22 protein-coding genes are annotated in these 25,155 nt (G+C 49.5%); 11 read left to right on the top strand and 11 right to left on the bottom strand.

The window, feature by feature from the left end; translation table 11 throughout:
• Nucleotides 1-454 (top strand): HEPN domain-containing protein (locus tag OXG75_07690; GenBank protein ID MCY3625852.1); only part of this gene is annotated, 454 nt, incomplete at its 5' end.
• A gap of 21 nt (nucleotides 455-475) precedes the next feature.
• On the opposite strand, the gene OXG75_07685 is transcribed toward OXG75_07690, so the two are convergent.
• Complete coding sequence (locus OXG75_07685) at nucleotides 476-2,893, bottom strand: AAA family ATPase (GenBank protein ID MCY3625851.1); 2,418 nt, start codon at nucleotides 2,891-2,893, stop codon at nucleotides 476-478.
• A gap of 253 nt (nucleotides 2,894-3,146) precedes the next feature.
• On the opposite strand from OXG75_07685, the gene OXG75_07680 reads away from it, so the two are divergent.
• The gene (locus tag OXG75_07680) at nucleotides 3,147-3,929 is read left to right on the top strand and encodes a nucleotide-binding protein (GenBank protein ID MCY3625850.1); all 783 of its coding nucleotides are present in this window, start codon (nucleotides 3,147-3,149) and stop codon (nucleotides 3,927-3,929) included.
• Between the two features lie 331 nt (nucleotides 3,930-4,260).
• Here the strand turns inward: OXG75_07680 and hemG are convergent, their stop codons facing one another.
• The 4 genes from hemG to lysA are packed head-to-tail and all read right to left on the bottom strand — an operon-like array spanning nucleotide 4,261 to nucleotide 9,883.
• Nucleotides 4,261-5,658, bottom strand: coding sequence for a protoporphyrinogen oxidase (gene hemG, locus OXG75_07675; GenBank protein MCY3625849.1), 1,398 nt, complete (start codon nucleotides 5,656-5,658; stop codon nucleotides 4,261-4,263).
• Nucleotides 5,659-5,674: 16 nt separating this feature from the next.
• A complete protein-coding gene (hemH, locus tag OXG75_07670) occupies nucleotides 5,675-6,616 on the bottom strand; it encodes a ferrochelatase (GenBank protein ID MCY3625848.1) in 942 nt (313 codons plus the stop codon).
• Nucleotides 6,617-6,627: 11 nt separating this feature from the next.
• Nucleotides 6,628-8,589, bottom strand: coding sequence for a uroporphyrinogen decarboxylase (hemE, locus tag OXG75_07665; GenBank protein ID MCY3625847.1), 1,962 nt, complete (start codon nucleotides 8,587-8,589; stop codon nucleotides 6,628-6,630).
• A gap of 28 nt (nucleotides 8,590-8,617) precedes the next feature.
• Nucleotides 8,618-9,883: a diaminopimelate decarboxylase gene (lysA, locus tag OXG75_07660; GenBank protein ID MCY3625846.1), complete on the bottom strand. Its 1,266-nt coding sequence runs from the start codon at nucleotides 9,881-9,883 to the stop codon at nucleotides 8,618-8,620.
• A 237-nt stretch (nucleotides 9,884-10,120) separates the two neighbouring features.
• On the opposite strand from lysA, the gene OXG75_07655 reads away from it, so the two are divergent.
• Genes OXG75_07655 through OXG75_07640 form a run of 4 tightly spaced genes read left to right on the top strand, consistent with a single transcriptional unit; the run spans nucleotide 10,121 to nucleotide 13,031 of the window.
• On the top strand, nucleotides 10,121-10,741 hold the full coding sequence (locus tag OXG75_07655) for a MotA/TolQ/ExbB proton channel family protein (GenBank protein MCY3625845.1): 621 nt from the start codon (nucleotides 10,121-10,123) through the stop codon (nucleotides 10,739-10,741).
• Entirely contained in the window at nucleotides 10,738-11,136 is a 399-nt protein-coding gene (locus OXG75_07650) for a biopolymer transporter ExbD (GenBank protein MCY3625844.1), read from the top strand. The genes OXG75_07655 and OXG75_07650 overlap by 4 nt, the downstream gene beginning before the upstream one ends.
• 49 nt (nucleotides 11,137-11,185) lie before the next feature.
• Nucleotides 11,186-12,136, top strand: coding sequence for a bile acid:sodium symporter family protein (locus tag OXG75_07645; protein ID MCY3625843.1), 951 nt, complete (start codon nucleotides 11,186-11,188; stop codon nucleotides 12,134-12,136).
• Entirely contained in the window at nucleotides 12,123-13,031 is a 909-nt protein-coding gene (locus OXG75_07640) for a DMT family transporter (protein ID MCY3625842.1), read from the top strand. Before OXG75_07645 ends, OXG75_07640 begins: the two co-directional genes overlap by 14 nt.
• Nucleotides 13,032-13,034: 3 nt before the next feature.
• On the opposite strand, the gene OXG75_07635 is transcribed toward OXG75_07640, so the two are convergent.
• Nucleotides 13,035-14,147 carry a D-alanine--D-alanine ligase gene (locus OXG75_07635; protein MCY3625841.1) on the bottom strand — a complete coding sequence of 371 codons (1,113 nt, stop codon included), beginning with the start codon at nucleotides 14,145-14,147 and terminating at the stop codon, nucleotides 13,035-13,037.
• Nucleotides 14,148-14,391: 244 nt separating this feature from the next.
• Here OXG75_07635 and OXG75_07630 point away from each other — a divergent pair, with 244 nt between their 5' ends.
• Genes OXG75_07630 through OXG75_07620 form a run of 3 tightly spaced genes read left to right on the top strand, consistent with a single transcriptional unit; the run spans nucleotide 14,392 to nucleotide 17,351 of the window.
• Nucleotides 14,392-16,023: a LysM peptidoglycan-binding domain-containing protein gene (locus OXG75_07630; GenBank protein MCY3625840.1), complete on the top strand. Its 1,632-nt coding sequence runs from the start codon at nucleotides 14,392-14,394 to the stop codon at nucleotides 16,021-16,023.
• A gap of 7 nt (nucleotides 16,024-16,030) precedes the next feature.
• Complete coding sequence (locus OXG75_07625) at nucleotides 16,031-16,675, top strand: hypothetical protein (protein ID MCY3625839.1); 645 nt, start codon at nucleotides 16,031-16,033, stop codon at nucleotides 16,673-16,675.
• A gap of 25 nt (nucleotides 16,676-16,700) precedes the next feature.
• The gene (locus tag OXG75_07620) at nucleotides 16,701-17,351 is read left to right on the top strand and encodes a hypothetical protein (protein ID MCY3625838.1); all 651 of its coding nucleotides are present in this window, start codon (nucleotides 16,701-16,703) and stop codon (nucleotides 17,349-17,351) included.
• 2 nt (nucleotides 17,352-17,353) lie between these two features.
• Here OXG75_07620 and OXG75_07615 read toward each other — a convergent pair whose 3' ends face one another.
• Both OXG75_07615 and OXG75_07610 read right to left on the bottom strand, forming a co-directional pair.
• The gene (locus tag OXG75_07615) at nucleotides 17,354-18,019 is read right to left on the bottom strand and encodes a PIG-L family deacetylase (GenBank protein MCY3625837.1); all 666 of its coding nucleotides are present in this window, start codon (nucleotides 18,017-18,019) and stop codon (nucleotides 17,354-17,356) included.
• 231 nt (nucleotides 18,020-18,250) lie between these two features.
• The gene (locus OXG75_07610; protein MCY3625836.1) at nucleotides 18,251-19,519 is read right to left on the bottom strand and encodes a porin; all 1,269 of its coding nucleotides are present in this window, start codon (nucleotides 19,517-19,519) and stop codon (nucleotides 18,251-18,253) included.
• Nucleotides 19,520-19,824: 305 nt separating this feature from the next.
• Here OXG75_07610 and gatB point away from each other — a divergent pair, with 305 nt between their 5' ends.
• Complete coding sequence (gene gatB, locus OXG75_07605; protein ID MCY3625835.1) at nucleotides 19,825-21,255, top strand: Asp-tRNA(Asn)/Glu-tRNA(Gln) amidotransferase subunit GatB; 1,431 nt, start codon at nucleotides 19,825-19,827, stop codon at nucleotides 21,253-21,255.
• A gap of 88 nt (nucleotides 21,256-21,343) precedes the next feature.
• A complete protein-coding gene (locus OXG75_07600; protein MCY3625834.1) occupies nucleotides 21,344-21,556 on the top strand; it encodes a hypothetical protein in 213 nt (70 codons plus the stop codon).
• 55 nt (nucleotides 21,557-21,611) lie between these two features.
• Here the strand turns inward: OXG75_07600 and OXG75_07595 are convergent, their stop codons facing one another.
• The 3 genes from OXG75_07595 to lhgO all read right to left on the bottom strand — a co-directional run bounded on the left by OXG75_07595 (nucleotide 21,612) and on the right by lhgO (nucleotide 25,108).
• Entirely contained in the window at nucleotides 21,612-22,223 is a 612-nt protein-coding gene (locus tag OXG75_07595) for a sodium-independent anion transporter (protein ID MCY3625833.1), read from the bottom strand.
• A 275-nt stretch (nucleotides 22,224-22,498) separates the two neighbouring features.
• Entirely contained in the window at nucleotides 22,499-23,764 is a 1,266-nt protein-coding gene (gene nuoF / locus OXG75_07590; GenBank protein ID MCY3625832.1) for an NADH-quinone oxidoreductase subunit NuoF, read from the bottom strand.
• A gap of 138 nt (nucleotides 23,765-23,902) precedes the next feature.
• Nucleotides 23,903-25,108 (bottom strand): L-2-hydroxyglutarate oxidase, encoded by a 1,206-nt coding sequence (lhgO, locus tag OXG75_07585; protein MCY3625831.1) that lies wholly within the window; start codon nucleotides 25,106-25,108, stop codon nucleotides 23,903-23,905.
• Nucleotides 25,109-25,155 lie beyond the last annotated feature (47 nt).

Raw genomic sequence — 25,155 nt, 5'->3', positions numbered from 1 at the left:
CCGGCTTTCCGGGTCTCCAGAGCTGCTGATCGGCGAGTTTGCCGAAGCGAAAAACGCATTCGAGGAACGAAAGAACGAGCGTTACAGGGAAATGGCACCGGTCATCGGTCGGCTTGCCGAAGCTCTTGCACGCGTCGGGCAATTCGTAGCGGAGGACCAGATTCTGGATGTGGCGATTGCCCTTGAGAGGATGTTCAAACCGAAGGACGGGAGAATCAGTGAACAACTCCAAAAGAGCGTAGCTGACCTTCTAGAAAGTGAGGATGAAGTACAATCTCAGATAAAGGAGAATATAAAGCATTTCTATAATGTGCGATCGGCGATAATTCATGGGCCAAAAGACGGCAAAAAAAAGCGTTTGCTGGAAGAAAAAAAAGAAGCGTTTGATGCGGGGTTCAATCTAACTCGTCGGTCGCTGTTCAAGATGCTACGGGATGGATCGCCACAGCAGTAATACGCTTCTGCTACTCTGAGATCAAAACTGGTCGGGAACTATATTGCTTTCTTTTTCATTTTCTGTGAACTCACCAATGCTCCTCAGCAACGAATCGTATTGTTCTTCATCCTTCCTGCGAATCGTATCAAGCACGAAACTTGCTACTTTGGGAAGCTCCGGAATATCAATTGGTCTCATGCTCCTGTCGAAAATGGCCTCGAGATGTGAAAGCTCGTTGTTTATGCGGTTTGTCAATGCAGTTGCCGTTACATCATCTCCAAAGAACTTGCGCAACCGCTCCAGTTTGTCGTTTTTGTTTTCTATGTGGGGATATTTATAGAAAAGATAGGCCTCGAGGAATTTTCTCAGATTGTTTGCAAGACTATAGAACATCTGGTGATTTTCTTCCGAGGCTTTTGCATCTCTGCACTTGTATATTTGATGGAAAAGATAGATGAACTCCGTCTGGTAGTCTTTTAAGTATCGTGGCATCAGTCTTAGGTTGCTTGAAGTCTCTTCTTTTTCGACTAGGAAAAATTCCATTCCTCCTTTGTTTTCCCTTGGTGCCGAAAGCCGTTTCAGATATTTAAGGAAATCGAGATTGTGCGTTGATATGAAAAGCTGGTTGTATCCGCACTTGTTGGAACCATCCGAGTTCTTTCCCGGCTTGGCAAGGACAGATTCGATCAGGCTGAAAACAAAGAATATATGATTACTGTCAAGGCTTGAGACCGGATCGTCAATGTAGATAATTGGTTCTTTTCCCTCGGTTTCCGTGTCCTCAAGTTTTGCCATGAAATAACAAAATGACACCAAGCTGCGCTCTCCTTCACTCATGTTATACGCTGGCTGATCGCCCCGCATGATCCGAAACTTGTACTTTGACTCCGTTTTATCTTCTTCCGCCACCAGACTGAGCCCGTCGAGACCGAAGAAGTGGTTTAAATATTCGTTCACTTTCTCCGCGCCTTTTTTCTCGTCCCGCAGTTTTGTCTGGAGGTCGTCTCTTTCTTCTTCTAATTCCTTTACCTCTCGCTCAAGTGAATCAGAAGCATTTTTAATTTTTCCCGCTTCATTGCTGAGACCAGTTACTTTTTCTTTCTCGCCACTTAAATCGATTTGCTTGATAAAGCCAGCCACCGCATTGAGTCTGAGTTCCTTGCGTGTTGTTTCCTGATCTTCTGACAATGATTTGGTTTTCTCGTTGTTTCGTTTTATGACATTATTCAGTTCGCCAATACAATTGCTGATCCGGTCCGAGAAATCCCTATAATCGGAACATTGCCTAGGGTTAAAAATGTCCTTTTGCCTAGCGCGGAGTTCTCGGAGCAATTTTTGGCACTCTTCTTCGTAATCTGAGATTGCTTTGCGAAACTTGTCTTCAATCTCCTCGAACGAAGGACGGACCGACGCGTAAAAACTTTCTTTTTCCGGCAACACAATTTCTGATAGTGATCCTATCTCGGACTCTACTGCCTTTATCTGTTCTTTTATTCTGCCTTCAAGGGTCAGAGACTCTTTATTGAAATGGGCATCGAGCCTTTCCCATAGGTCACGTGGCAGAACTTGCCCGCAAAAACCGCAGGCTGATCTTATGTTCCGGTGAAGATCTATTCCGTCTCTTACCCAAGACTGTAGCAGGCTGTCGTTTAAAAGCTCCTGAATCGGTTCCGACGGCTTTATTTCTGCGGCAATAATTTCTACAGAACCTTGGCAAAGTGTTTCGAAACCGGGGTTGAAAGAGACTCTGATGTGAATACTTGGAAGCGGTTCCTCTCCCAAGAGGTCTTGTTTTTCCCTTATCTGTATCTCATTAAGGACATTTGCTGGCTCATTCTCAACATTCTCGACATCTTTTTTTATAGCTCTGATGTCGTAACCCGGATAACCGAATAATCGATTCGGTTTGATTTCATCGTTTGCATATCGACGCAACTTATTCTCTAAAGCTGTTTCCGCATCTCCCGCTTCCTTTTCTTTATTCTGATAGTCCTGTCTTATCTGTCCTAATTCATATCTTTTTCCGGTTTTTTGCTCCACGTCCCCAAGCTCTTTTTCAATCTCCCGGATGCGTTCTTCTATCTTTTTGTTTTCACCGCCGATAATGGCAAACGGCTTGATTTCTCCTTCGGCGCTGTCCACGAGGAAGCTTAAGTTTTCACTGACAAAATCCGTGTTGTATACGCGAATATCGAGATGATGCGAACCAACCTGTTCCTGCGTCAGCGTCTGGCTGCCAGCAGTGATCTCAAAGTCCGGGTCTTTGTAGTTCTCTGGCATTCGCCCGACTTCAAAGCTGCGGAAAATCCGCGAGAGGGTAGTCTTGCCGGAATAGTTTCTCCCGAAGAGAATATTAAGACGCTTGAATTCAGAAACGGTTTGTCCTTCCCGTACGGCAATTTTCCAGCGAAATCCAGAAAAACTGCCGAAGTTCGCTATATCCAAACGCTTAATCATCTCCGTAATTTTTCATCCCAGATGAATCCTCTATATTGTTGAATGTGGGTATTCGAAATAAAGATGTCAAGGTAAAGGTGAAAATCTTTTTTGGGGCTTGGGACTACGACGAGAACCTCGAATCAAAGCTACAAAAAACTTCGTTTTACAATCTCAGATCATTCCGGTATTGTTCCCCATAGTTGCGATGCTGGTGTTCTAAAGTAATTGTCGTAAAATCCCAATCATAATTGTCACTCAATGAGAAAATGCCATGAGCAGTTTTATAGATCCTTTCGCACAGGCGATGAACCTTATTCAATACATCGGGGATAAAATAAGAGAATCTGAAGAACCTATTAGAAATCTTTCCGGGTTTGCCGGGAGTATAGGCGCTTCAAACCAAGAATTGGCCGATAGATTGCTTGAGGAATTGTATGACCGCGGCCTCGTAGAAATGTTAGAACCTTCGAAAACGCTTAGTGACGGAACGACATTTTTAAATGTTAGTTTAACCATGGATGGATGGAATCTGTATAATGAGGCAAAACGTGAACAATCTGACGTATCACCCGCAACAGATATAAACGCAACTGCACAAGTTCAGGGAAACAAAGTTTTTGTGGTTCACGGGCACGATGAAGAAATTCTGTTCAAAACCAAAGACCTTCTCAAAACACTCCTGTTGGAACCAATAATTCTTAGGGAGTTACCCGATGAAGGTCGAACCATTATCGAGAAGCTTGTTGAATACTCAGCTCAAGCCGGATTTGCGGTTGTTTTGCTAACCCCCGACGATATAGGAGGCAGCAAATCAGATTCATATAAAGATCTGAAGCCAAGAGCACGGCAAAACGTAATCCTTGAACTTGGTCTTTTTCTTGGCTGCCTTGGAAGAAAACACGTATGCATCCTCTATCAAAAGGAGGTTGAAATCCCTTCGGATTACCAAGGTGTGCTGTTTATAGAAGTTGACGGGCATGGTGCTTGGCAAACAAAACTCGCCAGAGAAATAAAGAACGCAGGCCTTGACGTTGATCTAAACCTGCTTTTATAATCCCAGTGAAATCCTGTCGCCGACAAGGCTTTCGACATTAATACCCCTTCCGAATTCCGAAAGCTTCTGAGGAGAAAGATCGCCAATCTCAGGATATTCGAGAGATAATCTTTTCAAGGTGTGGCCGACAACAGAGTCGACCGTATCCGGTACGTGCGCACACTGAAAACAAATATAACGGTCCAGTGGGCGCCCTCTCAGATGAACTCAGCGCGGGATTTTTACGTCCCAAACCGCGGTTATTATTCCCTCAGACACCGACGCGGCTTTTCTCTCAAACTCAGCGAACAGTTCTTCAGCCGAATCATCCCTGTTTCCGTCCTTTCACCGTTTAGCGGGTCATATCCGCGTGAATTTTTCTGGCTGCAAGCTCCGCTGAACGCACGCAATCGGGAATGCCAACGCCAAAATAAGCCGCTCCGCAGAGCGCAAGCCCCGAGTGGCGTGAAAGCCTGTGCATAACCCCCGAGATTTCCTCTTTATGCCCCAGAGCAAAGCGCGGCATGGACATCTTATATCTCCTGATATAAATCTCCGCCGGATGGTTATCGAATCCGAAGATCCTCGCAAGTTCTTCCCTTAAGACAGATTTTATTTTCTCCTCATCCCAGAGCACCGCATCGGGATTAAGCTCTCCTCCGAGAAAACACCTTATCACCTCTTTTCCGCTTCCGGATTTTCCGGGAAACTTGCTACTGTAAAGCGAACACGCAACGAGGTTCATTCCCTCCTTGGAAGGAATTATGACCCCCAAACCGTCTGGAAGACCGCGGAAATCCTTCTTATCAAAAATAAGAGTCGCAACCACTGAAGAAACATAGTGCACGCCCGAGAGTCTGGTTCCAAGCTGCGGATCGATATCGGAAAGCAGCAGGCCAGCCGTATCAGCTCCGACAGACAGGATGACAGCGTTAAACTCCTCTTCCCCACGGTCAGAACCGACAACCCATCCCTTTTCCGATTTTTTAAGGGAAAGAACCGGGGTCTCAAAATCCTGCCTCGCAAATTCGGCGCTTCCGCAAAGTCTTTCAACGATAACGGACATTCCCTCCACCGGAGTGAGAAAAAGACCATACCTGGCACCGCTTTCCCCACGGGACGTCGGAGGATTGCGAAGAAGGTCCCGAAGAACGCTTCCGCTTCGCTTCTCCATCTCGAGGAACTGGGGCATTGTGGCCGAAAGACTCAGCTTTTCGGGATCAGCCATGTAAATTCCGCCCAGAAGTGGCTGCGCGGCCTTCTCGAAGATTTCCCTTCCGAACCTCCTTTCCACAAAAGAACGGACGCTTTCGTCCCCTCCCCCCCCGCGCGGAACCAGAGGCTCAAGAAGCACCCTGAGCTTGGCCCCGGCACTGAACAGTCCGCTGCGCAGAAACGGCAGAAGCCTTGAGGGGGCCATCAGGAAAAAACCTTCGGGAAGCGCCCAGAGCCTTCCCGCCTGATAAACGAAAGTGGTTTTCCCCTTGCCGTATCCCACTCCAAGGAGCGAATCCTCAAGTCCAAGCTCTCTTGCAAGATCAAGGGCCCAGGGCTTTGAAGTTATAAAGGAGTCGGGCCCTAGTTCAAGAACCATGTCTTCCTTTTTTACGGTATCAAGAACCCCGCCAGGACGCTCGGAAGATTCAAAAAGAACAAGCTGAAGGGGAACATTACCCTCTCGACAGAGCTTTCTCAGGTAGTGGGCCGAGGAAAGACCCGAGATTCCCGCGCCGACAATCGCGACTTTCATAACGAATTATCTTAGCTTATTGCCGGGAGTTTTCTGAATCGATGAGCCTCAGCACCCCGTCGCCCAGGGCCTTTATGTAGCGGTCATCATCGTTCACGGTCTCGGCCCTGTAGAGGTTCACCCCGCACTCGCGCGCAGCCTCGGTGGCCTCAACGCCTATATCGAAAAGCACTTCGATATGATCGCAGACAAATCCTATCGGCTGAATCACAATATCCGTGAAACCCCGGTCAGCAAGGTTCCCTATCACGTCGCATACGTCCGGCTCAAGCCATTTTTCGTTCGGAGAGCCGCTCCTGCTCTGGTAGGCAATCATCCATTTTTTGTGCCCGACTCTGTCCGCCACCAGCATGGAAGAAGTTTCAAACTGAAGAGCATAGGGAGATGAATCCGACATCTTCTCGGGAATGCTGTGAGCCGTAAACACAAGCATGGTGGTATCAAGCCTGTCCTCGGGAATGTCGCGCATTCGTTCCGTCACCTTGGCCGCCGAGCCCTCTATGAAAAGAGGATGGTTGAAAAGCGGTGGAACATATTCCACGTGAAGCTCCATCTCGAGATCTTCGCAGGCCTCGCTCACATCCCTCATGTACCTCTCCCAGCTCGCGTCGGAGCGGTAAACGGCCATTATGAGGCCCACCAGGTTCTTCACACCACTTTCCCGCATCTGCTCAAGGGAATCCTTGATGAACGGATGCCAGTTCCTCATCCCGACGTAAACCGGAAGATTGTACCCCCACCCAGAAAGAAGCTTCTCAAGTTTTTGGGCCTGCTTGTAAGTGAATTCGTTGAGCGGAGACTTCCCGTCGAAGATTTCGTAGTGATGGGCGACCTCCCGCAGCCTGTCCTCGGGTATCGGTCTCCCGCTAGCCACATTCCTGAGAAAGGGTATTATGTCCTTTTTTTTCTCGGGAGCCCCGTATCCAATCATCATTACGGCGTCAAAATTGTTTTTCATGGAACTTCTTCCTAAGCCCTTTTTCGCGCGGAATACTCGTGAACTTCATCAATCAGCCTCAGGACATTATCAACCGGCGTCTGCGGCAGTACACCGTGACCCAGATTGAATATATGCCCAGGCCTCCCTTCAACTCTGTCCAGTATCTTCCTCGCCTTCTCCACGACATGAGACGGGGTTGAGAGCATTGAGACCGGATCAAGATTCCCCTGAACCGCAAGAGAACTTCCCGCCCTCTGCCAGCCGTCAAGAATATCGACCCTCCAGTCAAGGCCGATAACTCCAGCCCCGGTATCTCCCATGAGTTCGAGCAAGGAACCGGTTCCGGTCCCGAACAATATTACCGGGACTTCCGGCGGAAGCGACGAGATGAGTTTTTTTACGTGCGGAAAGACGAATCTTTCGTAATCCGCCGGGGAAAGACAACCTACCCAACTGTCGAAAATCTGCATGGCATCGGCCCCGGCATCCACCTGAGCGCAGAGATAATCCGAAATACTCCCGGTCAGGATCTCCATCAGCCTCTCCCACAGGGAAGGGTCTCCATACATGAGTTTTTTCGTGTTTACGTAGTTTTTTGAACCGCTTCCCTCAACCGCATAGGATGCCACGGTAAAGGGAGCGCCGCTAAAACCAATAAGCGAAACTTCGGGGGCAAGCGCCTTTCTCGTGATACGCAGAGCCTCGTAGACAAAATCCATGCTTTCGGGATCAAAGTCCCTCAGGGCCTCTATGCGCCTTCGGGTCCTAAGAGGTTTGCCTATCACGGGACCGTCAACGCTCGAGTACTCAAGGGAAAGCCCCAGGGGTTCCAGTATGAGCAGTATGTCTGAGAAAATGATGGCCGCGTCCACGCCGAAGCGGTCAACCACCATCAGCGTAATTTCCGAGGCCAGATCCGGGGTCTTGCAAAACTCCTTGAAAGAAACGCGGGAGCGGGCCTCCCTGTATTCCCGGAGAAACCTGCCCGCCTGTCGCATAAGCCAGATGGGAGTATAATCGGTTTTCTCGAGCCGACACGCCTTCATAAATGCTCCTTCAGAAGTGATTTCTCTCCTCTGGACCTGCACGCGGTCCTCCGACCAGACCATCTGCGTGCGGTTCCAGTTCCGGGTATCCACCCCGTTTTGAAAAGCTGTTCTTTTTTTGGCGAGAAGCGCCGCTGACCTTCTGGCCACCTCTCTCACCAGGTTCCCCATTTTCGGGCTGTCGGGCTCATAGTCAACGGATATCCCGTTTTCCCTGAGTGTCTCCGTGGTGGTCGGTCCGATCGAACATACAAGCGCTTTTTTGATTCCTTCAATGAAGTCGTTGGCATATCCTTCCCCGGCCGCCACCTCAAAAAGGTTGGATACCTGCCGGGAGCTTGTGAACAGGAGGCAGTCCTCCTCCCCCTTGGATACGGATCTTACAGCATCGCGCAGGGGACCCAGATCCTCCGGCAGCGCCCACCTGTAAATGGGAATTCTTCTTACGTCGGCTCCTCTTTTTTCAAGAGAAGCGAGAAACTCCTCGTTGGAGACCCCGTATTCCTGGACGTACACGACCAGGTTCTCAAGCGACATGTCCCTCTGGTCAAAAGTGGAAAGTATGTCTCTCCATGTGTTCGGTTCGGAAACGGTTATATTCGGTCTTATCCCGAATTTGCGAAGGGCCGCCACGGGTTTAGGACCTCTGGCAAGAATCGTCGTCGCGCGCAGGGCATCCAAATATTTCTTTTCTCCCGACTCAGCAATTACGATGTCGGAGAGGATCCGCGTGCCTACCCCTGTCATTAAAACAAGAAGATCGATGTTGCCCGAGAAGAGATCATCGGCAAACCCGGCAACGTAAGGACTTTTAAGATCGGGGACTTCCCTCATCGAGGGTGCGACCCTGGGCACGCCGCCGTGATAAGAGATGAGTTTTTTCATCTCCTCGCAACGGCGACTTTCAAAAGACGTTACCTTAAGCCCGTTAAAACCCTGTTTCATGACTTAACTACCAAGTGCCGTTTCGATGCTAAAGAAATTCCGCGATGCTCTCAGCTTTCAGGAGATCCTCGAGAGTTTCCCTAGCCCTTATCTCGCAGTACCTCTCACCGCTTACAAGAACCTCGGCAGCCCGGGGTCTCGTGTTGTAATTAGACGACATCACGAAACCGTACGCCCCCGCGCTGAAAACCGCAAGGAGTTCTCCCGCGGAAACTTCGGGAAAACTCCTGTCTCTGGCCAGAAAATCGCCCGATTCGCATATCGGGCCGACTATGTCCACCACCTCGCGGGACCGAGAACCTCCCGCGCGCACCGGCTCTATTCGGTGAAACGAATCGTAGAACGCGGGTCTCACAAGGTCGTTCATCGCGGCGTCGACTATTACGAATTTCTTCGAGGTTCCCTCCTTGACATAAAGCACCCTGGTTGACATTATTCCCGCGTTGCCCACCATTGATCTCCCGGGCTCAAGTACCAGTCCGTAACTGGTATCGCGAAGATGTTCCTCAAAAACCCGCGCGTACTCGGATTTCGCCGGAGGCTTTTCCCCACTCCCGTAGTTTATCGCCAGGCCTCCTCCTATATCTATATAGGAAACTTCAATTCCGTCGCTCCCGAGCCTGTCGGCCAGGTAGACAAGCTTCGATATGGACTCGGAAAAGGAAGAAAGATCAAATATCTGGGAACCTATATGGGCATCAATTCCCCTTATCTCAATTCCCCCCATCCGTGAGGCGTTTCTGTATACATCCACAGCTTTTTCGATCCCGATTCCGAACTTGCTTTTCTCAAAACCAGTTGATATGTACGGATGGGTGTCGGGATCAACATCAGGATTAACCCTTATCGCGACCGGGGCCCTCTCTCCAAGTGAGACGGCCACATCGTTTATCTTCTGAAGCTCCGCTTCGGATTCCACGTTGAAAAAAAGTATCCGGGAGCGAATTGCGGCCTCTATCTCCTCTTCGGTCTTTCCGACTCCAGAGAACACCACTTTCGAGGTGTCTCCCCCGGCGGTGACAACCCTCTGCAGCTCCCCAGACGAGACTATATCGAAACCGGAACCCATGGAGGAGAAAATCCTGAGCACGGATATATTAGAGTTCGCCTTTACGGAATAGCAGATCAGGGGATCGATTCCGGAAAACGCATCCTTGTACTCAAGGAAGCTTGAGCGGATGGAATTGTGGCTGTAGATATAGACCGGAGTTCCGAAGTCTTCGCATATTTTCCTCACGGGAACTTTCTCAACGTAAAGCTCGTCGTCAGTATATTCAAAATCGGAAGTCATCATGTAAGTCTCCACGGGTTTGAAGCTAGAAAATCTACCCGAAAAAAACGGCGGAAAACAATTATGGAATCCGAAACCAGTAGAGAACTCACCAAGCTCGGGGTATCAGCTATTACCGAGCAAACAGAGCGATTCCCCAAATTTTGCTTGGACAAAACCCGGATTTGTTTTATAATGGTTTCGTTGTATCGAAAACCCAGACTTCGGAGCAAAAACCTCTCTATTCAAGGATAAACCCCCATGGACGCAATTATTGATCTTTTTACCAAGGGCGGAATATATATTTTCCCCCTGATTTTATGTTCCATATTCGGACTTGCGATTTTTCTTCAGAAGCTTCAACTCCTTCAGAGGAAGAAGCTTCTCCCCGAAGAGTTTCTTTCAAGCCTGTACGAGACTGTCGAGACAAAGGGGCTTGAAGAGGCAAAATCCCTTTCAGCATCAAACGATTCCGCGGTAGCTAAAATGGCTCTCGCGGCCGCGCAGAACTCAGGCAAATCGAAAGAGGAAATGCATGAAGCCATTGAGGCCGCAGGAAAGAACGAGGCCCAAGGTCTTGAAAAATATATCGAGACTCTGCTCACCATAAGCAGCATAAGCACTCTTATCGGGCTTCTCGGAACGATATCGGGAATGATAAAGGTGTTCGCCGTAATATCGGAGAAGGATATAGTGGATCCGCCTTCCCTCGCAGGAGGTATCTCGGAAGCCCTTTACACGACGGCTCTCGGACTCACGATAGCAATCCCGGCGCTCATAGCCTACAAGTACACAGATGGAAAATTCAAGGAGATAATCTCCGAGCTTGAGGATGAAGGCAAGAAAATACTGGAAACTTTTTCCGCAAAGGCATCTCTATGAAATTCTCGCAAAGAAAATCAGGTAGCAGGTCCGGCATAGACATGGCTCCCATCGTGGACGTGATTTTCAACCTCCTTATTTTCTTTGCCCTTACACTCAATTTCGCCATATCAAGCGGCATAAAAGTCAACCTCCCGAAAGCAACCGGCGAAATCGTTGAGATAAAAGACGTGAACATACACATTGCCAAAGACGGGAAAGTTTACTTTAACGACGTGCTTATGCGTTCCGAGAGATCTTTGAAGCGGGAGTTTCAGAAGATACCCAACAAAGACACCCTAGTAATAATAAGGGCGGATTCCCAAGCCATGCACGGCCCGGTGGTAAGCACCATGGATCTGGCAAAGACCCAGGGGTTCTCGAAAATAGCAATCGGAGTTGAGCCGAAGCGATAAAACTTCCCTGTAATCGCTTCCCCGGCAGCCCTGACGGTAACAAATAAAATTGGATTCAACGAAAAGCGCGTTAACTTCGCTTACAGGTCTCGTAACAAAGTTCTTCATCCTCTGGATAATTCTGTTCTCGGCCGTAGCGTACTTTTTCCCCTCTGTTTTTCGGGATCTCGGATTCCTCATAGTGCCCATGCTCGCGGTGATAATGTTCGCCATGGGCATAACGCTCAAGACAGATGACTTCAGGAGAGTCTTTTCAAGACCGCTTGAAATCCTGACAGGTGTTTTCGCTCAATACGCCGTGATGCCTCTTTTGGGTTTCCTCCTTGTCTTTGCCTTCGGTACACACCCACTTGTCGCCGCGGGGGTCGTTCTCGTCGGTTCATGCCCCGGAGGAACGGCGTCAAACGTGATCACCTATCTGGCGAGGGGCGATCTCGCGCTTTCCGTAACGCTGACTTCGGTTTCAACGCTCCTTTGCCCGTTTTTCCTGCCAGCGCTCATGTACGTTTACGCGGGAAGATGGATAGATGTTCCGGTCGCCGATCTTTTTATCTCCGCGCTTCAGATAGTACTGCTGCCGGTCCTGCTCGGAGTGGCATTGAGGAAGCTGCTCGGAAGAAAATCAGAGGCCGTACTGCCCTTTCTGCCCTCAGTATCGTGTCTTGTTATAGCTCTTGTGGTGGGAATAGTAGTGGCTTTGAACGCAGAATCCATAAAAACCATCGGCGCAATGGTTTTCCTCATAGTGATAATTCATAACGCTCTTGGTCTCACATGCGGTTATTTTATAGCGAAGGCAATGGGTTTCGGAGAAAGCAGCGCCAGGGCTATATCCGTCGAGGTGGGAATGCAGAACTCGGGGCTCGCGGTAGCTCTTTCCCAGCTGCACTTCGGCTATCTCTCCGCCCTTCCCGCCGCGCTTTTCAGCATCTGGCATAATATCTCGGGGGCGGCTATAGCTTGGTCATGGAGAAACAGAAGGATTAATGAACACCGATAAGAAAGAGAAACTTCCTATAAAGGGCTATATCTTTCTCGTGGCCACCGCTTTTTTCACGGCACTTTCCTATGCAATAGGAAAGGCGCTTGAGCGAAGCGACCTTCACCCCGAGACCACCACTTTTTTCTGGTTCTTCGGGGCTTTTGTGGTCGCCTTAATCCTCTTCCCCTTCCTTCGCTCGCAGAGAAAGGAACTCGGGAGAATCCGGGAGTACCGCGCCATTTTTATCTGGAGTTCCATTATAACCTCGGCGGGGGCCGCCTTGTGGATGGTCGCGCTCTGGACGATCGGGCCGGCCCTTACCTCATTCCTGATGAAGGCCCAGACCCTCTTCGCACTTCTGCTCGGCATAATCTTTCTCGGTGAAAGGCTCAACAAGGGGGAGAGCGTAGGAATAGCCATGACGGTGGCCGGCGGGGCGGTGGTCGCCTACCAGAAAGAGGATTATCTGATTTTCGGAACTGCCATGGCCCTCGGGGCCGCGTTTTTATATTCCTTCCTATCTTTCATGGTGAAGAAGATAGCTCAGGACCTTAACATGCTGACAGTCGCAACGCTAAGAACCCTGGGAGTCTCCATAGTCCTTTTCATTTACCTAATACTCACCGGGACGTTTGAGCCTCCAAGCCTGAAACAGGCACTTGTGATGGCGTGCGGAGGTGCGTGCGGAGCATATATAGCAAAAGGAAGTCAGTTCCACGCCATAAAGCTTCTGGACATCTCACGAACAACTGCCGTCATGCCGATGGAATCGATTTTCGTGCTGATCTTCGCGCATGTCTTTTTCGACGACCTGCCGTCGGTTACTAAACTTCTCGGCGGAGCCTCAATAATCGCCGGGGTCGTCTTCCTCGTGCTTTTCCGGGGGCAGAAAAACGACATTCTCGGCAAGTGAGTTCTAGTCGGAACCGGAGAAATCCGTTCTGAGTTCCCTTCTCATCCGATGCCTCTGCTCGGCCAGATCAACAAGCATCTCGAGCATCTCCCCGACGGGAAGCCCGCTTGCCTCCCACAGCTTCGGGTACATGCTTATCGGAGTAAATCCGGGGATTGTGTTTATCTCGCTTACAAACACCTGGTCTGTGTCGGCATCAACCAGAAGATCCACCCTCGCCATACCGGTGCAGCAAAGGGCAGCATAGGAAGCAAGGGCAAGGGTTCTAACCCTCTCCTGAGTCTCGGGGTCAAGGTCGCAGGGAATCCGGAATTCAGTCGACTTGTCGTGGTATTTCTTTTGGTAATCGTAAAAGCCTCCATCCACAACAAGTTCCCCAGGAACTGAAGCCCGAGGGTCCTGATTCCCTATTACGCTTACCTCCACTTCCCTCAGATTCATCACGGCCCTCTCAACGATCACCCTTTCAGAAAAATCAAAAGAGGCCTCCACAGCATCGGCGATTACCTCAGGAGAGCTCACCCTTGAAACTCCCACGCTTGAACCCAGATTTGAAGATTTAACGAAACAGGGAAACCCTATTTCGTCTTCTGCACGACGGAGAATTTGCCTTTTGGCTTTCCGCCATTGGGTTTTAGAGAAACCGAAAAAGGGAACAACCGGAACACCGTTATCCCTGAGGACGTTTTTCGATACTATCTTGTCGATGCAGAGCGAAGACCCGAGCAGATCCGCTCCAACGCATGGAATTCCCATGAGGTCGATGAGTCCCTGTACCGACCCGTCTTCGCCAAAGGTTCCGTGTAGAACCGGAAAAACTGCATCCACCGAAAATACTTCCGTTATCTGCCCTGCGACTATTTCAGCGAGACGGCCGGGGGAAAAGCCCCGGAGCATGGGGACAATTTCCGAGTCGGAAACCAGAGCGGGAGGTTCTCCATCCGGCCAGTTATCAACAACGGCTCTTTGCCAGCGACCCTCTTTTGAAATAAAAATCGGCAGCAGGGCGAATTTAGAAGAATCGAAGCTGGAAATGATAAACCTTGATGAAACAAGCGAAATCTCATGCTCAACCGAAACACCGCCGAAAAGAACCGCAACTGTTTTTCTGTTCAATTCATAACCCCCATAATGCGTCAGGGAAAGTCCGTGAAGAACCGTGGAAACTGCAACCTGGAAAATCCTGCTGTTACGAAATTCCCGACGATATACTTTGACTGTTGAAACTATGTGGTTAGAATTATTGTACAAACAACTTCAGAAAAATAAACCGGGGGATCTCAGGGACATCGCCGTCCCATGTTTGATTCAGGAATTGCACAGACTGAGATGGATGGTTTTGCGCCAAGGAACAATTAACATGAACTTAACAATGATATTTTGCGTGCTTCTGGCCATTGCTTTTCCTCTGGTCTCCGCCGCCGCATCAAACCAGGACTCGATGAATCCGCTTCTGTTTCCGCAGAAAAAACAGTCCGGATACGCCGAGGCGACCCGCCAGCCCGAAAAAGTCTCAGCTACCGATACAGCAGACGGTTCACAGGATTTCGGAGAGGAAGTTGAAGAAGAAGCCGAAGAAATTGTTGAGACCGACAATGTGGTTCTGTCAACTCCTGCCGAATCAGAAAGCCAGGCTCCGCAAGCCCAGCAGACATCACCCGGAACCGAAGAAATCTCGCCAGTTGAACACGCTGAAGTTCCCCGGACCTATGAAGATACAGAATTCCAGATAAAGAGAAACTCAAGGGTTGAACACTACATCCGGCGGTTTTCGGGAAAAGGAAAGGGAAATTTCGCCGAAGTTCTCAAACGCTCCGGGAAATTTCTGCCGGAAATTAAGGAAACGCTTCGCTCCGAGGGAGTTCCGACGGATATCGCCTATCTGCCTATCATAGAAAGCGGTTTCAACCCGCGTGCCGTTTCAAAAAAGAACGCAGTCGGGCTCTGGCAGTTCATAAGACCTACCGGAAAAAAGTATGGACTGGAAATAAATTACTGGGTAGATGAAAGAAGGCATGTCGAGAAATCTACCTTGGCGGCAGCCAGATACCTCAGGAAGCTGTATGACGAGTTCGGTTCATGGGAACTCGCCTTGGCCGCATACAACTGCGGAGAGAACAGGGTGTCAAGGGCCATAACCAGAACAGGTTCAAAAGATTTCTGGAAGGTATCCAAGAAGCTCCCCAGGGAAACAAGAAACTACGTGCCGAAATTCAACGCCGCTTTGATAATAGCCAAAAACCCCGAGAAATACGGTTTCAGGGTTAAAAAGCTGGAAAAAGATTATCAAGTCGTGAGCGTTCCGCCCAGAAAAAGCCTTGCGGAAATCGCCAACCTGCTCGACATGGGATACAAGGAGATTTCTAAGTACAACCCCTCGCTCATCGGACTTTCCACTCCCCCGGGAGAGAGCTATGATCTTAAGGTTCCTAAGGGCTACGGAGAAAAACTTCTCGCCGTCAGAAGCGAAGTGGAAACCCTGAAGGATATTCAGACTCCTTTCAGGACAAGGCCCGTAAGATACACCGTAAGGACTAATGACAGCCTCTGGAAGATAGCCAGGAAATTCGGAACGTCCGTCGAGGTCCTCAAGTACGCAAACAACCTCTCGGGTTCAATCATACGCCCCGGGCAGAGACTTAAGATACCAGCTAGAGGAAACGTAATATACGTAAAGCACAGAATCCGCCCCGGGGAAAATATTTACGTTCTGGCAAAGAGGTACGGAACTTCAATCGACGAGATAAAAAGGGCTAACAACCTCAAGGGCTCCCTTATAATAGCGGGAAAAACCCTTTCCATTCCACAGAGACTCTCCTACACTTACGCGCCGCAGGACGTTCCGAGGAAGATGCGCCACAAGATAATCCCCGGCGACACGCTGAGCGAACTGGCGCTTCACTACAGGGTTTCGGTTTCCCAGATCAAGAGGTGGAACAACATGTCTTCAACCACGCTGATCGCCGGAAGAAACCTCGTCATCTACAAATAAATCCCGCATGCTGACAGTAGGGTCAATAAGAGAAGACCTTCCGCGCAAAGCCCCGGAAATAAGAAAGAAACTCGGCGAATTTGAGAATATCATCAAAAACGCCTCAGAAGAAATAATCTTCGAGGAACTCGTCTTCTGCATATTCACGGCCGGAACGAGTGCAAAGATGGGAATAAGCGCACTTCGCGCCGTAAGGAACATACTCCCGAGGGCAAGCGAGGACGAACTGAGGGCGAAACTGCGGGGGATTTACAGGTTCCCGAACGTGCGCTCAAAACACGTGGTCCACACAAGAGAATATCTGGCCAGCCGGTACGGACTCAGGCTGAGGCCACTTCTCCTTTCCTTTGAAGATCCTGCAGAGCGAAGAGACTTTTTCGCGCTCAACAAGGACATAAAGGGGCTCGGCTTTAAGGAAGCAAGCCATTTTCTGAGAAATGTTGGTTTTCGCGGCTACGCGATTCTTGACAAGCACATACTACAGTGTCTCTTCGAACTGGGCATAACGGAATCTGCCCGGGCACCGCACTCAAGGTCAAAATACATTGAGATTGAGAACAGGTTCAAGAGATTCACGGAGAGAAACGGATTTGATTTCGATGAAATGGACCTGTTTCTCTGGAGCGAGAAAACAGGCGAGATACTGAAATGACACCTTGGAAGAAAAGGTTCCGCGGATGACGGAAAAAGAAAGGCGAGAGCTTCTGGAACTCTACGGGCTTAAAAAAGAAGAGATACAGAACCGGCTTCTGGAATTCAGACAGGCTTTTCGGGAAGCCGATGACCTCCAGATCTTCCGTGAACTTTCATTCTGCATACTGACTTCCGGGGTCGGACCCAAAATAGCCGGTCAATGCATGAGCGCCATAGGAGAAAAGCTCGTGGACGGAGAAGAAGACGGACTGCTGGAACATATTGGAGCAATTCACAAGTATGCCGAGAACGCATCCCGCTATATCGTTTTCACCAGAGAATATCTTAGGGAAGAATACGGATTTCTTCTGAAATCACTTGTCGATTCCTTTGAAGACAGGGTGGAAAGAAGAGATTTCTTCGCGAAAAATCCCGGAATAAAGGGACTCGGATACATGCAGGCAAGCCATTTTCTGAGGAATCTGGGATTCTCAGGCTATGCGATTCTTGACCGAAACAATCTGGCATCCCTTTTCGAACTGGGGATCATAGGCGAAACGAAGTATCCCCTGACGAGAAAAAGATACCTTGAAACCGAAAGCCTTATGACGGAAGCCGCTCACGAGCTGGGAATCAGTCTTGATGAGTTTGATCTGCTTCTCTGGTCAAGGAAAAGAAAATACGTTCCGAGATAAGGTCACCCGGAGTCATGCTTTATGAAGACCTCGGCCCAAAGCGGCGCGAATCCGTCCGCGGTGTCGTGAAAAGCCCCTCTGTACCTGTTAAGGCCCATTATGCCGTCTGTGTAGTCCTTGTAGGACGTCTGGCTCATGTGCGCCTCAATCGCCTGGCGCTTGCGGTCGGCAAAAGACGTTATATCTTCGATCCGGTCGTATGAAGGAAAGGGCGTCCATACCTCATAGAACCAGCATTCACACTCAAAAGGGCTTTCCCCAAGCGCCGCGTCGAGACAACCAAGCGTCAGGCGGGAAACCGTCCTGTGTGTTCTATGCTTGTCAATTTCGGGATGCGGGAGATATATCTCCCCCGGGCGGAGATTTGTTATTATTTTCGCCATTCTGGAACTGAATTCACGCTTGTTCGAATCGGATTCCATGTCGGAGAATCCCAGAAGAGAAACCTCCACTCCGAGTATCTCTGAGGACGTCCTAACTTCCAATTCCCTTGTCTGCACAAGTTCTTCCTGCGAGATACCAAGGGGATTCGCACTCCTCCTCCCATCCGTAACGATAACGGAAACCACCTCAACACCTTTTTCCAGAAGCAGGCAGGCAGTTCCTCCCATGCCTATTTCAAGGTCATCCGGGTGCGGAGAAACTATAAGGGCTTTTGTCTCTTGCATATCGGTCCTTCTCAGTGAAAAGAGTACCGGAATCTAAATTACACCGTGAACTCAAATTAGAAAAATACCAATAATGCCCTGTTGCGCGTTTTGTCGAGAAAGCAAAGAAGTAAATTCAATGATGGAACCGAGCAGGCAATGGACAAAACAACAGAGGTAAAAACAGACTATCAGATCGCCGCTTGATTATGCTCCTATAAACCAGATTTGGCTATATCTCCAAATGCATCCCTAGAAGTAGGTCTGAACCTGCGCTCTTACCATCGACTCATCAGACTCTGCGCCAGCGAGATACTCTTCGCGCTGGAACGTGTAGTCAAGCTGCACTTTCCACTTGTGATTGCCGCTCAGGTAGTAGCTAAGCCCCTGCGTGAAAGTCCATACGTTGTCAAGGTCATTGCCTCCGAGAACGCTGGCGTCATCGTCAAAGATGACCATCGCGTACCTCGATGCAAGCTCAACCCTTTTCGGAAGGAGGAAGAAACCGCCCTGAACCCTGAAACCCTGATCATAGGCAGTATCTACACCGCCCTCATCAGGATTGGCCCACCTTCCGACATACTCACCGGTAAGATTGAACCTTGGATCCCTGTAGTTTATATCCGCCGTAAAGGAGGTGACTGTACCGCTCTCAAGCGCTCTCTCTCCAGATGAAATTCCTATATTGCCATCATTGCCGTCCTCAACATCTATACCCGCAACAGCGGCTGCAACCATGAGCGTCGGCCTCTTGGCAAAATTCTCTTTTACACTTCTGGCTTTCCCGCCGATAACGGCCGCCTGAACCCTTCCTGCCCAGAGCACACCGGTGTCACCCTTGTCGTTTTTCTGGTTCGCACCTTCGCCTTGGAAAACACCCGCATCATAGCGGATCATACCGTCGCCGAGGAAACCGTAAACACCACCACCGATATCCCTGCCATACCCAAAGTAATCGTCTATGATCGAGGTTCCCACAAGCTGCAGGGCTGTAATTGAGGTAAGAAACTCTCTGCTGAACGGAACCTTGTACTGGCCTATCGTGGGAACAAAAGCCTTGTTCTTGGCAAACGAAAGCCTCATATCCTTTAGTGCTCCACCCCCCGAGAGATCATACTGAACCGTGTATTTCATCCAAGGAGCGAAAGCGTTACCGTCCCAGATCAACCAGAGGTTTCTTACACTGAAACCTAAACCTTCTTCGTCAGCGTCAGGATCTGTGTAGGTGGACAGAAACTGACCAAAAAAGCGCATCCTGAGCTTGTAGTTGCTGTCCGCGGTCTGGAAAGCAAGACCCGCGCCTTTTTTGGTCTTGACCTTTATCTTGTTGTGCCAAGCCTTGGAATCTTTCACCTTGGCCTCGTACTCCTTCATGTTCATCTGCTGCTCAAGCCTTTCTATCTGCTTCTTAAGGCCCTCTATCTGCTCCTTTATGCTCTGGTCGCCGTCGGCTTGGGCGGGAAGTGACATAAAGGTAAGCAGAGTGAAAAAAGAAACAGCTAAAACTGCTAAAATCCTCATCTTACGGCCTCCTCTGAGTTATATTCAAATCTGGTGTACGGAGGGTTTGAAAAAAAAAGCGGCATATCCAATTGATTTGAATTCACTTAAACTAATCAACAGGAGGATACACCTCCATGGGCAGAAAGAATAAAGTTTTTGGGGCGAAAGGTCAAAAAGAAACGATTGATCCGTTGGGAGGGCTTTCCGTTAGATTTATTCCCTGTTCCAGACAGAAATACGCGGACCAGAGGTTGCCTGCTGGCCAAGTACATATATAATTTTCGCTCGGCTGCTTTATCAAATTTTCCCCAAAGGAACGATCAATGGAGTACGAAGCGGTAATCGGTCTCGAAGTACACGCACAACTTGCCACTGAATCCAAGATATTTTCTTCTTCCTCGACGAAATTCGGAAGTCCCCCCAACTCCCAGGTGAATCCGGTCTGTCTGGGAATGCCGGGGGTGTTGCCGGTTTTTAACGAAAGGGTTCTTGAATACGCCATAAGGGCCGGTCTGGCGACCAACTGCGAAATCGCCCGGAAATCCAGATTCGCAAGGAAGAACTACTTCTACCCGGACCTTCCGAAGGGATACCAGATTTCGCAGTACGACGAACCGCTTTGCCTCAGAGGGCATCTCGAGATAGATTCGGGGGACGGCAGAAAAAAGATCAGGATAACCCGAATACACCTGGAAGAAGATGCGGGGAAACTCGTGCACGAATACTCCGACTTTGAAAGCCATGTGGATCTCAACAGGGCAGGAGTGCCGCTTGTGGAGATAGTCAGCGAGCCCGACATCTCAACCGCTGAAGAAGCGGTTGAATACGTAAGGAAACTTAGGACAATCCTCAGGTATATCGAGGTTTGCGACGGGAACATGGAGGAAGGAAGCCTGCGCTGCGACGCGAACGTCTCCGTGCGGCCGGTGGGGCAGAACGAACTCGGAACTAAAACTGAGATCAAAAATCTTAATTCCTTCCGCTTCATACAGAGGGCCATAGGATACGAAATAAAGAGACAGGAGGCGGTTCTGCGAAGTGGCGGAAAGGTGGTCCAGGAAACAAGGCTTTTCGACTCCCAAAAAGGGGTCACGTTCGCAATGAGATCAAAAGAAGAGGCTCACGACTACAGATACTTCCCGGACCCGGACCTTCTCCCGGTTGTGGTGGTGGAAGATTATCTGGAGAAAATCCGCCGGTCCCGCCCGGAACTTCCCGAAGAAAAACTCAGCAGATTCGTGGATGAATTCAATATACCGAGAAACGATGCCGAGACGCTTTCATCTTCAAGACCGCTTGCCGAATACTTTGAAGAGTGTGCAAAACACACGAAAGACAAGAAGGCGGCGAGTAACTGGATATTAAACGAGATGCTTAGAGAAGTGGAGAACGAAGACAGCATAGCAGAATTTCCGGTCAAGCCCGAGAACCTCGCCGAACTGCTTAACCTTATCGGAGAAGGAAAAATAAACCGCAAGACCGCCAAGGAAATATTCTCCGAGATGATAAGCGGGGGGAAACGCGCCGAGGAAATAGTAATCGAAAAAGGGCTTGCCCAGATTACCGATGAAGACGAGATTTCCTCTATTATAAGCAAAATAATCGAAGAAAATCCGAAGGAAGTCGAGAGATATAGGAAAGGGGACACAAAGCTTCTCAGTTTTTTCGTCGGTCAGGTGATGAAGGCAACAAGGGGAAAAGCCGATCCCGCAGCAGTGAATCAAATGCTCAGGAACTCTCTGGAAAAAGAATAATTCCAATCTATAGAAATCTAGTAGATGAATGGGTAATATACGAAAATTCGGGAGACACACCCACGCTATTGTCGGAAAAGAATCAATTATGACCACAAGGGACCAAGAGAACCGCAACCCAAGCAAGAAGCTGCGGGATCCAGATTTGATTGGTGCGGAGGCAGCCATGCTAAGAGCCTCTGAAAGTGCGCGTCGCCGGGCAATAGATACCAGTGGCTCAGTAACTATTTTCAGAAACGGCAAAATCGTCCGGGAGAAAGATCTAAGAAAAATCTTCCCGGATGAAAATCAGGGCAACTGACTCTGACATAACAACCTCAGCTGTTCACACTTGAACTCCGAAATGCACTACTGACTCAGACAACTTTATTCAGGAGAGTTTCGCCTTTGAAACTACCCTGAGCAGACATGAATGCGCATAAAAATATACACCAACGTGTACGCGCAACACCCTTCATCCTTCCTCGCCAGGCTTCGTCATCGGCACCGCGCTTGTGGAGAAGGTTCTTGGACAACTGCTTCGCCTCGTCAAGGGTGTCCACGAAATTCCCGGCGGGGACACGGTGGAAGACCTCGAGAGATCGCAGAATTCTACCCACGTCACCAGACAATCCCAACACGACACAGTCGGTGTCGTCCTCTATGGCAGATTGGACAAGTTCCTCGATCGCAAGCGCAGCGCTATCGTCCACGCTGGTGGTCTCGGAGAAGTCGAGGATGATGATGTTGTGATCCTTGATGTCCGCAGCAATCACTCGGGTCAGTTCGTTTGCGGAAGCGATCGAGAAACTTCCTCTCAACTTGATGAGTCCGACCGGCATGCTATAGGGATCAATGTCCGCCAGAGACGGTAAAGAATCGAAGTCCAGGACTGGAACGGAAAACACGCCTTCCAGTTCGTTCTGAGTCAAGTCTCTTGAGCGCACCACGCCCGAGGCAACACCAAAGGCTAACGCCAGCGGCAGCATTACGATTGCGGAAGTGACACCGCCGAATACGTCATCTAGAAAAGTGGGCCCTATCGACCCGAAAAAAGATTTTCCCTTCTTTTCCCGAACAATTTAAAGCTGCTTCCTTTTTCAGCAACTTTCCACCCAAACCTTAACAAACTTAGTCCGGAGTACGCCCCTCAATCCCCTCATGGCGTAAAAGCTTGTTGTAAAACCCTACCTCTCTCCCCTTAAAATTCCTTGCTTCTTTAACCAAGCCATAACGTTCAGATATAACTCTTTCGTATTATAAATCACAAGCGCTCAGAATATCCTCTTTTTATATGCTCTTCGAACTCGTCTCTGAATTTTCTCACTATTGAGTCAACGGGCATGGCGCAGCCATCTGCAAGGGCGCATATGGTAGTTCCTCTCATCTGTGAGCACGCGTCAAGTATTATGTCGAGGTGCTCAATGGATCCCTTGCCTTCGTCAATCTCTCTCAGTATCTTCTCAAGCCACCACGTCCCTTCTCTGCACTGAACGCACTGGCCGCATGACTCATCCCTGTAGAAATGGGCAAGGTTCTGGGCTACCTTGATCATGCTCACCGTTTCATCCATCACAGTTACTCCCGCCGTTCCAAGCATGGAGCCTGCAGCCGCAACGGTATCGAAATCCATCGCAATATCCAGTTCATCCGCGGAAAAAACCGCAGAAGAAGAACCACCGGGAGAAACCGCTTTTATTTTTCTTCCTCCGAGAACTCCTCCGCCGTACTCTTCAATCAGCTCAAGAAGGTTTATTCCGAGGGGAAGTTCGTAAAGCCCGGGTTTATTTACATGCCCGCTCAGTCCGAAAATCTTGGTTCCGGTGTTTCTGGGAGTCCCTATCGAGGCAAACCAGTCCGCCCCGTTGTTTATTATATGGGGAACGCATGCAAGCGTCTCCACGTTATTTACTATGGTGGGGCAGCCGAAAAGGCCCACCTGAGCCGGAAAAGGAGGCTTGGGTCTCGGCTCTCCCTTTTTTCCTTCTATTGACTCAAGAAGACCGGTCTCCTCCCCGCATATGTAGGCACCGGCGCCTATATACAGTTTCATATCGAGATCAAAGCCGCTTAGGAGTATGTTCTTGCCGAGATAGCCGTGTTCGTAAGCTTCCTCTATTGCCTGCTGTATCCTTTTGGCACCGTACGGCATCTCCCCTCTTATGTATATGTAGGCTTTGTGGGAGCGGATAGCGTAGCAGGCGATTATTATGCCCTCTATCATCTGATGGGGATCTTTCTCCAGAATCTCCCTGTCCTTGAAGCTTCCGGGTTCGCTCTCATCAGCGTTGCAACAGAGATAAACCGGTTTCTTGGAGTCAGGCGGGATGAAGCTCCACTTTATCCCCGCCGGAAAGCCAGCCCCTCCCCTTCCCCGCAGACCCGATTTCTTGACCGCGTCGGTTACTTCTCCAGGGGCCATGTCAAGGGCTTTTCTCAGCGCCGAGTATCCCCCCGAGGACAGATACGATCCGATGGTGTAGGAGTTGGGCCTGTCGACGTAATTTCTTATGACTCTTTGCTCGGGCATTTTCGAGTCCGGTTAAAGCAATTTCTCAATGGAAAAAAGGATGAATATGGATAAATATTAAATGCGATTGCCGGAATTTTTTCAAGGAAAAATGGAAAAAATAAGGCCGGGCATAAAAAAGCCCCGTGTTCACCGCTTCTAGCGAGCTTCTTCCTCAAGCAGAATGTCCGCTACATACTTGGCAAACGACATCGAGGATGTAAAAGCGGGCGATATGGCGTTTAGAACGTGAACAGTGTTCTCTTCCCTGCAGACGACGTAGTCCATAACGAGTTTTTTCTCCTTCCAGTCCACAAGCTGCGAACGGATACCGGTTTTCGCAGAAGAGACTAGATGACGGGGCAGGAGACCGGGAACCAGCTTTCTGGCTTCTGAGTAGAAATGGGATCCCAGATATTTTTTCACCTCGGAGAGCGCATTTGCCCTGAATCCGCTGTCACTTACGAACATCGACGCGTTTCTGTAAAGAAACCGGAACGACTCAAGCCCCAGGTCCTCAAGAAATCCGTAGCTCTCCCTTCCCAGAACCGGCACGGCGGTAGGGCCGATAAAGACCCGTCCCGAAGTGCTCCTCGTGAAGTGCACCCCCAGAAAAGGCATTCTCGGGTCGGGAACCGGATAGATATTTCCGCGGACAAGATAAGTGCTTTTCTTTGTAAGTTCGCTGTAGGAGCCCATAAAAGGGATGGCTCTGTACCTGAGACCCACTCCGAATTGGCGCGCTATGACGTCCGCGTGGAGGCCGGCAGCGTTTATGAGTTTTCCGTAACTTATCTCTCCCGCGCTCGTAAGGGCAACGCGATTCTTTTTTTGTCCAATAAAAACCGTGTCAAAAAGTACTCGTGCTTTCCCGGTTTTTTTAATCTTCGAGCAAAGAGCATCCAAAACGCCTATAGGGTCAAACACCGATGTCGCGGGAGAATATATGGCTTTCTCAAACGTAGCGGCATGCGGTTCTACCTCTGCAAGCTCTTTTTCATCGATAAGATACGACTCCACTCCGTTTCTCTGCGCCCTCTGCTGAAGTGCCTGGAGTCCTTCAAGCTTCTCCTCGGAGTCCGCCACGATGGCCTTGCCGCATTCGGATATAGCGACTCCGTTCTCACGGCAGAAATCTCTCATCATCCGGTTTCCCTCAATACAGTACCGCGCCTTCAGAGAATCGGGCGTGTAATAGATCCCGGCGTGTAGAACCCCGCTGTTTCGGCCACTTGAATGCGCCCCCAAGCCCTCTTCCTTTTCCAAAACAATGATGTTACTGCAGCCGCGCAGAAGAAGTTCATTTGTGATTGCAAGACCCACAATTCCTCCGCCAACAACAAGAAAATCGCAATTCTTTTCCATTACTCTGGCCCTTCTCGTCCGTTTTCTGGCAAACCGGGTGTAAATCA

The sequence above is a fragment of the Candidatus Dadabacteria bacterium genome (assembly GCA_026705445.1).
Taxonomy (GTDB): Bacteria; Desulfobacterota_D; UBA1144; order Nemesobacterales; family Nemesobacteraceae; genus Nemesobacter.
This window is presented reverse-complemented; position numbering and strand designations above follow the sequence as displayed.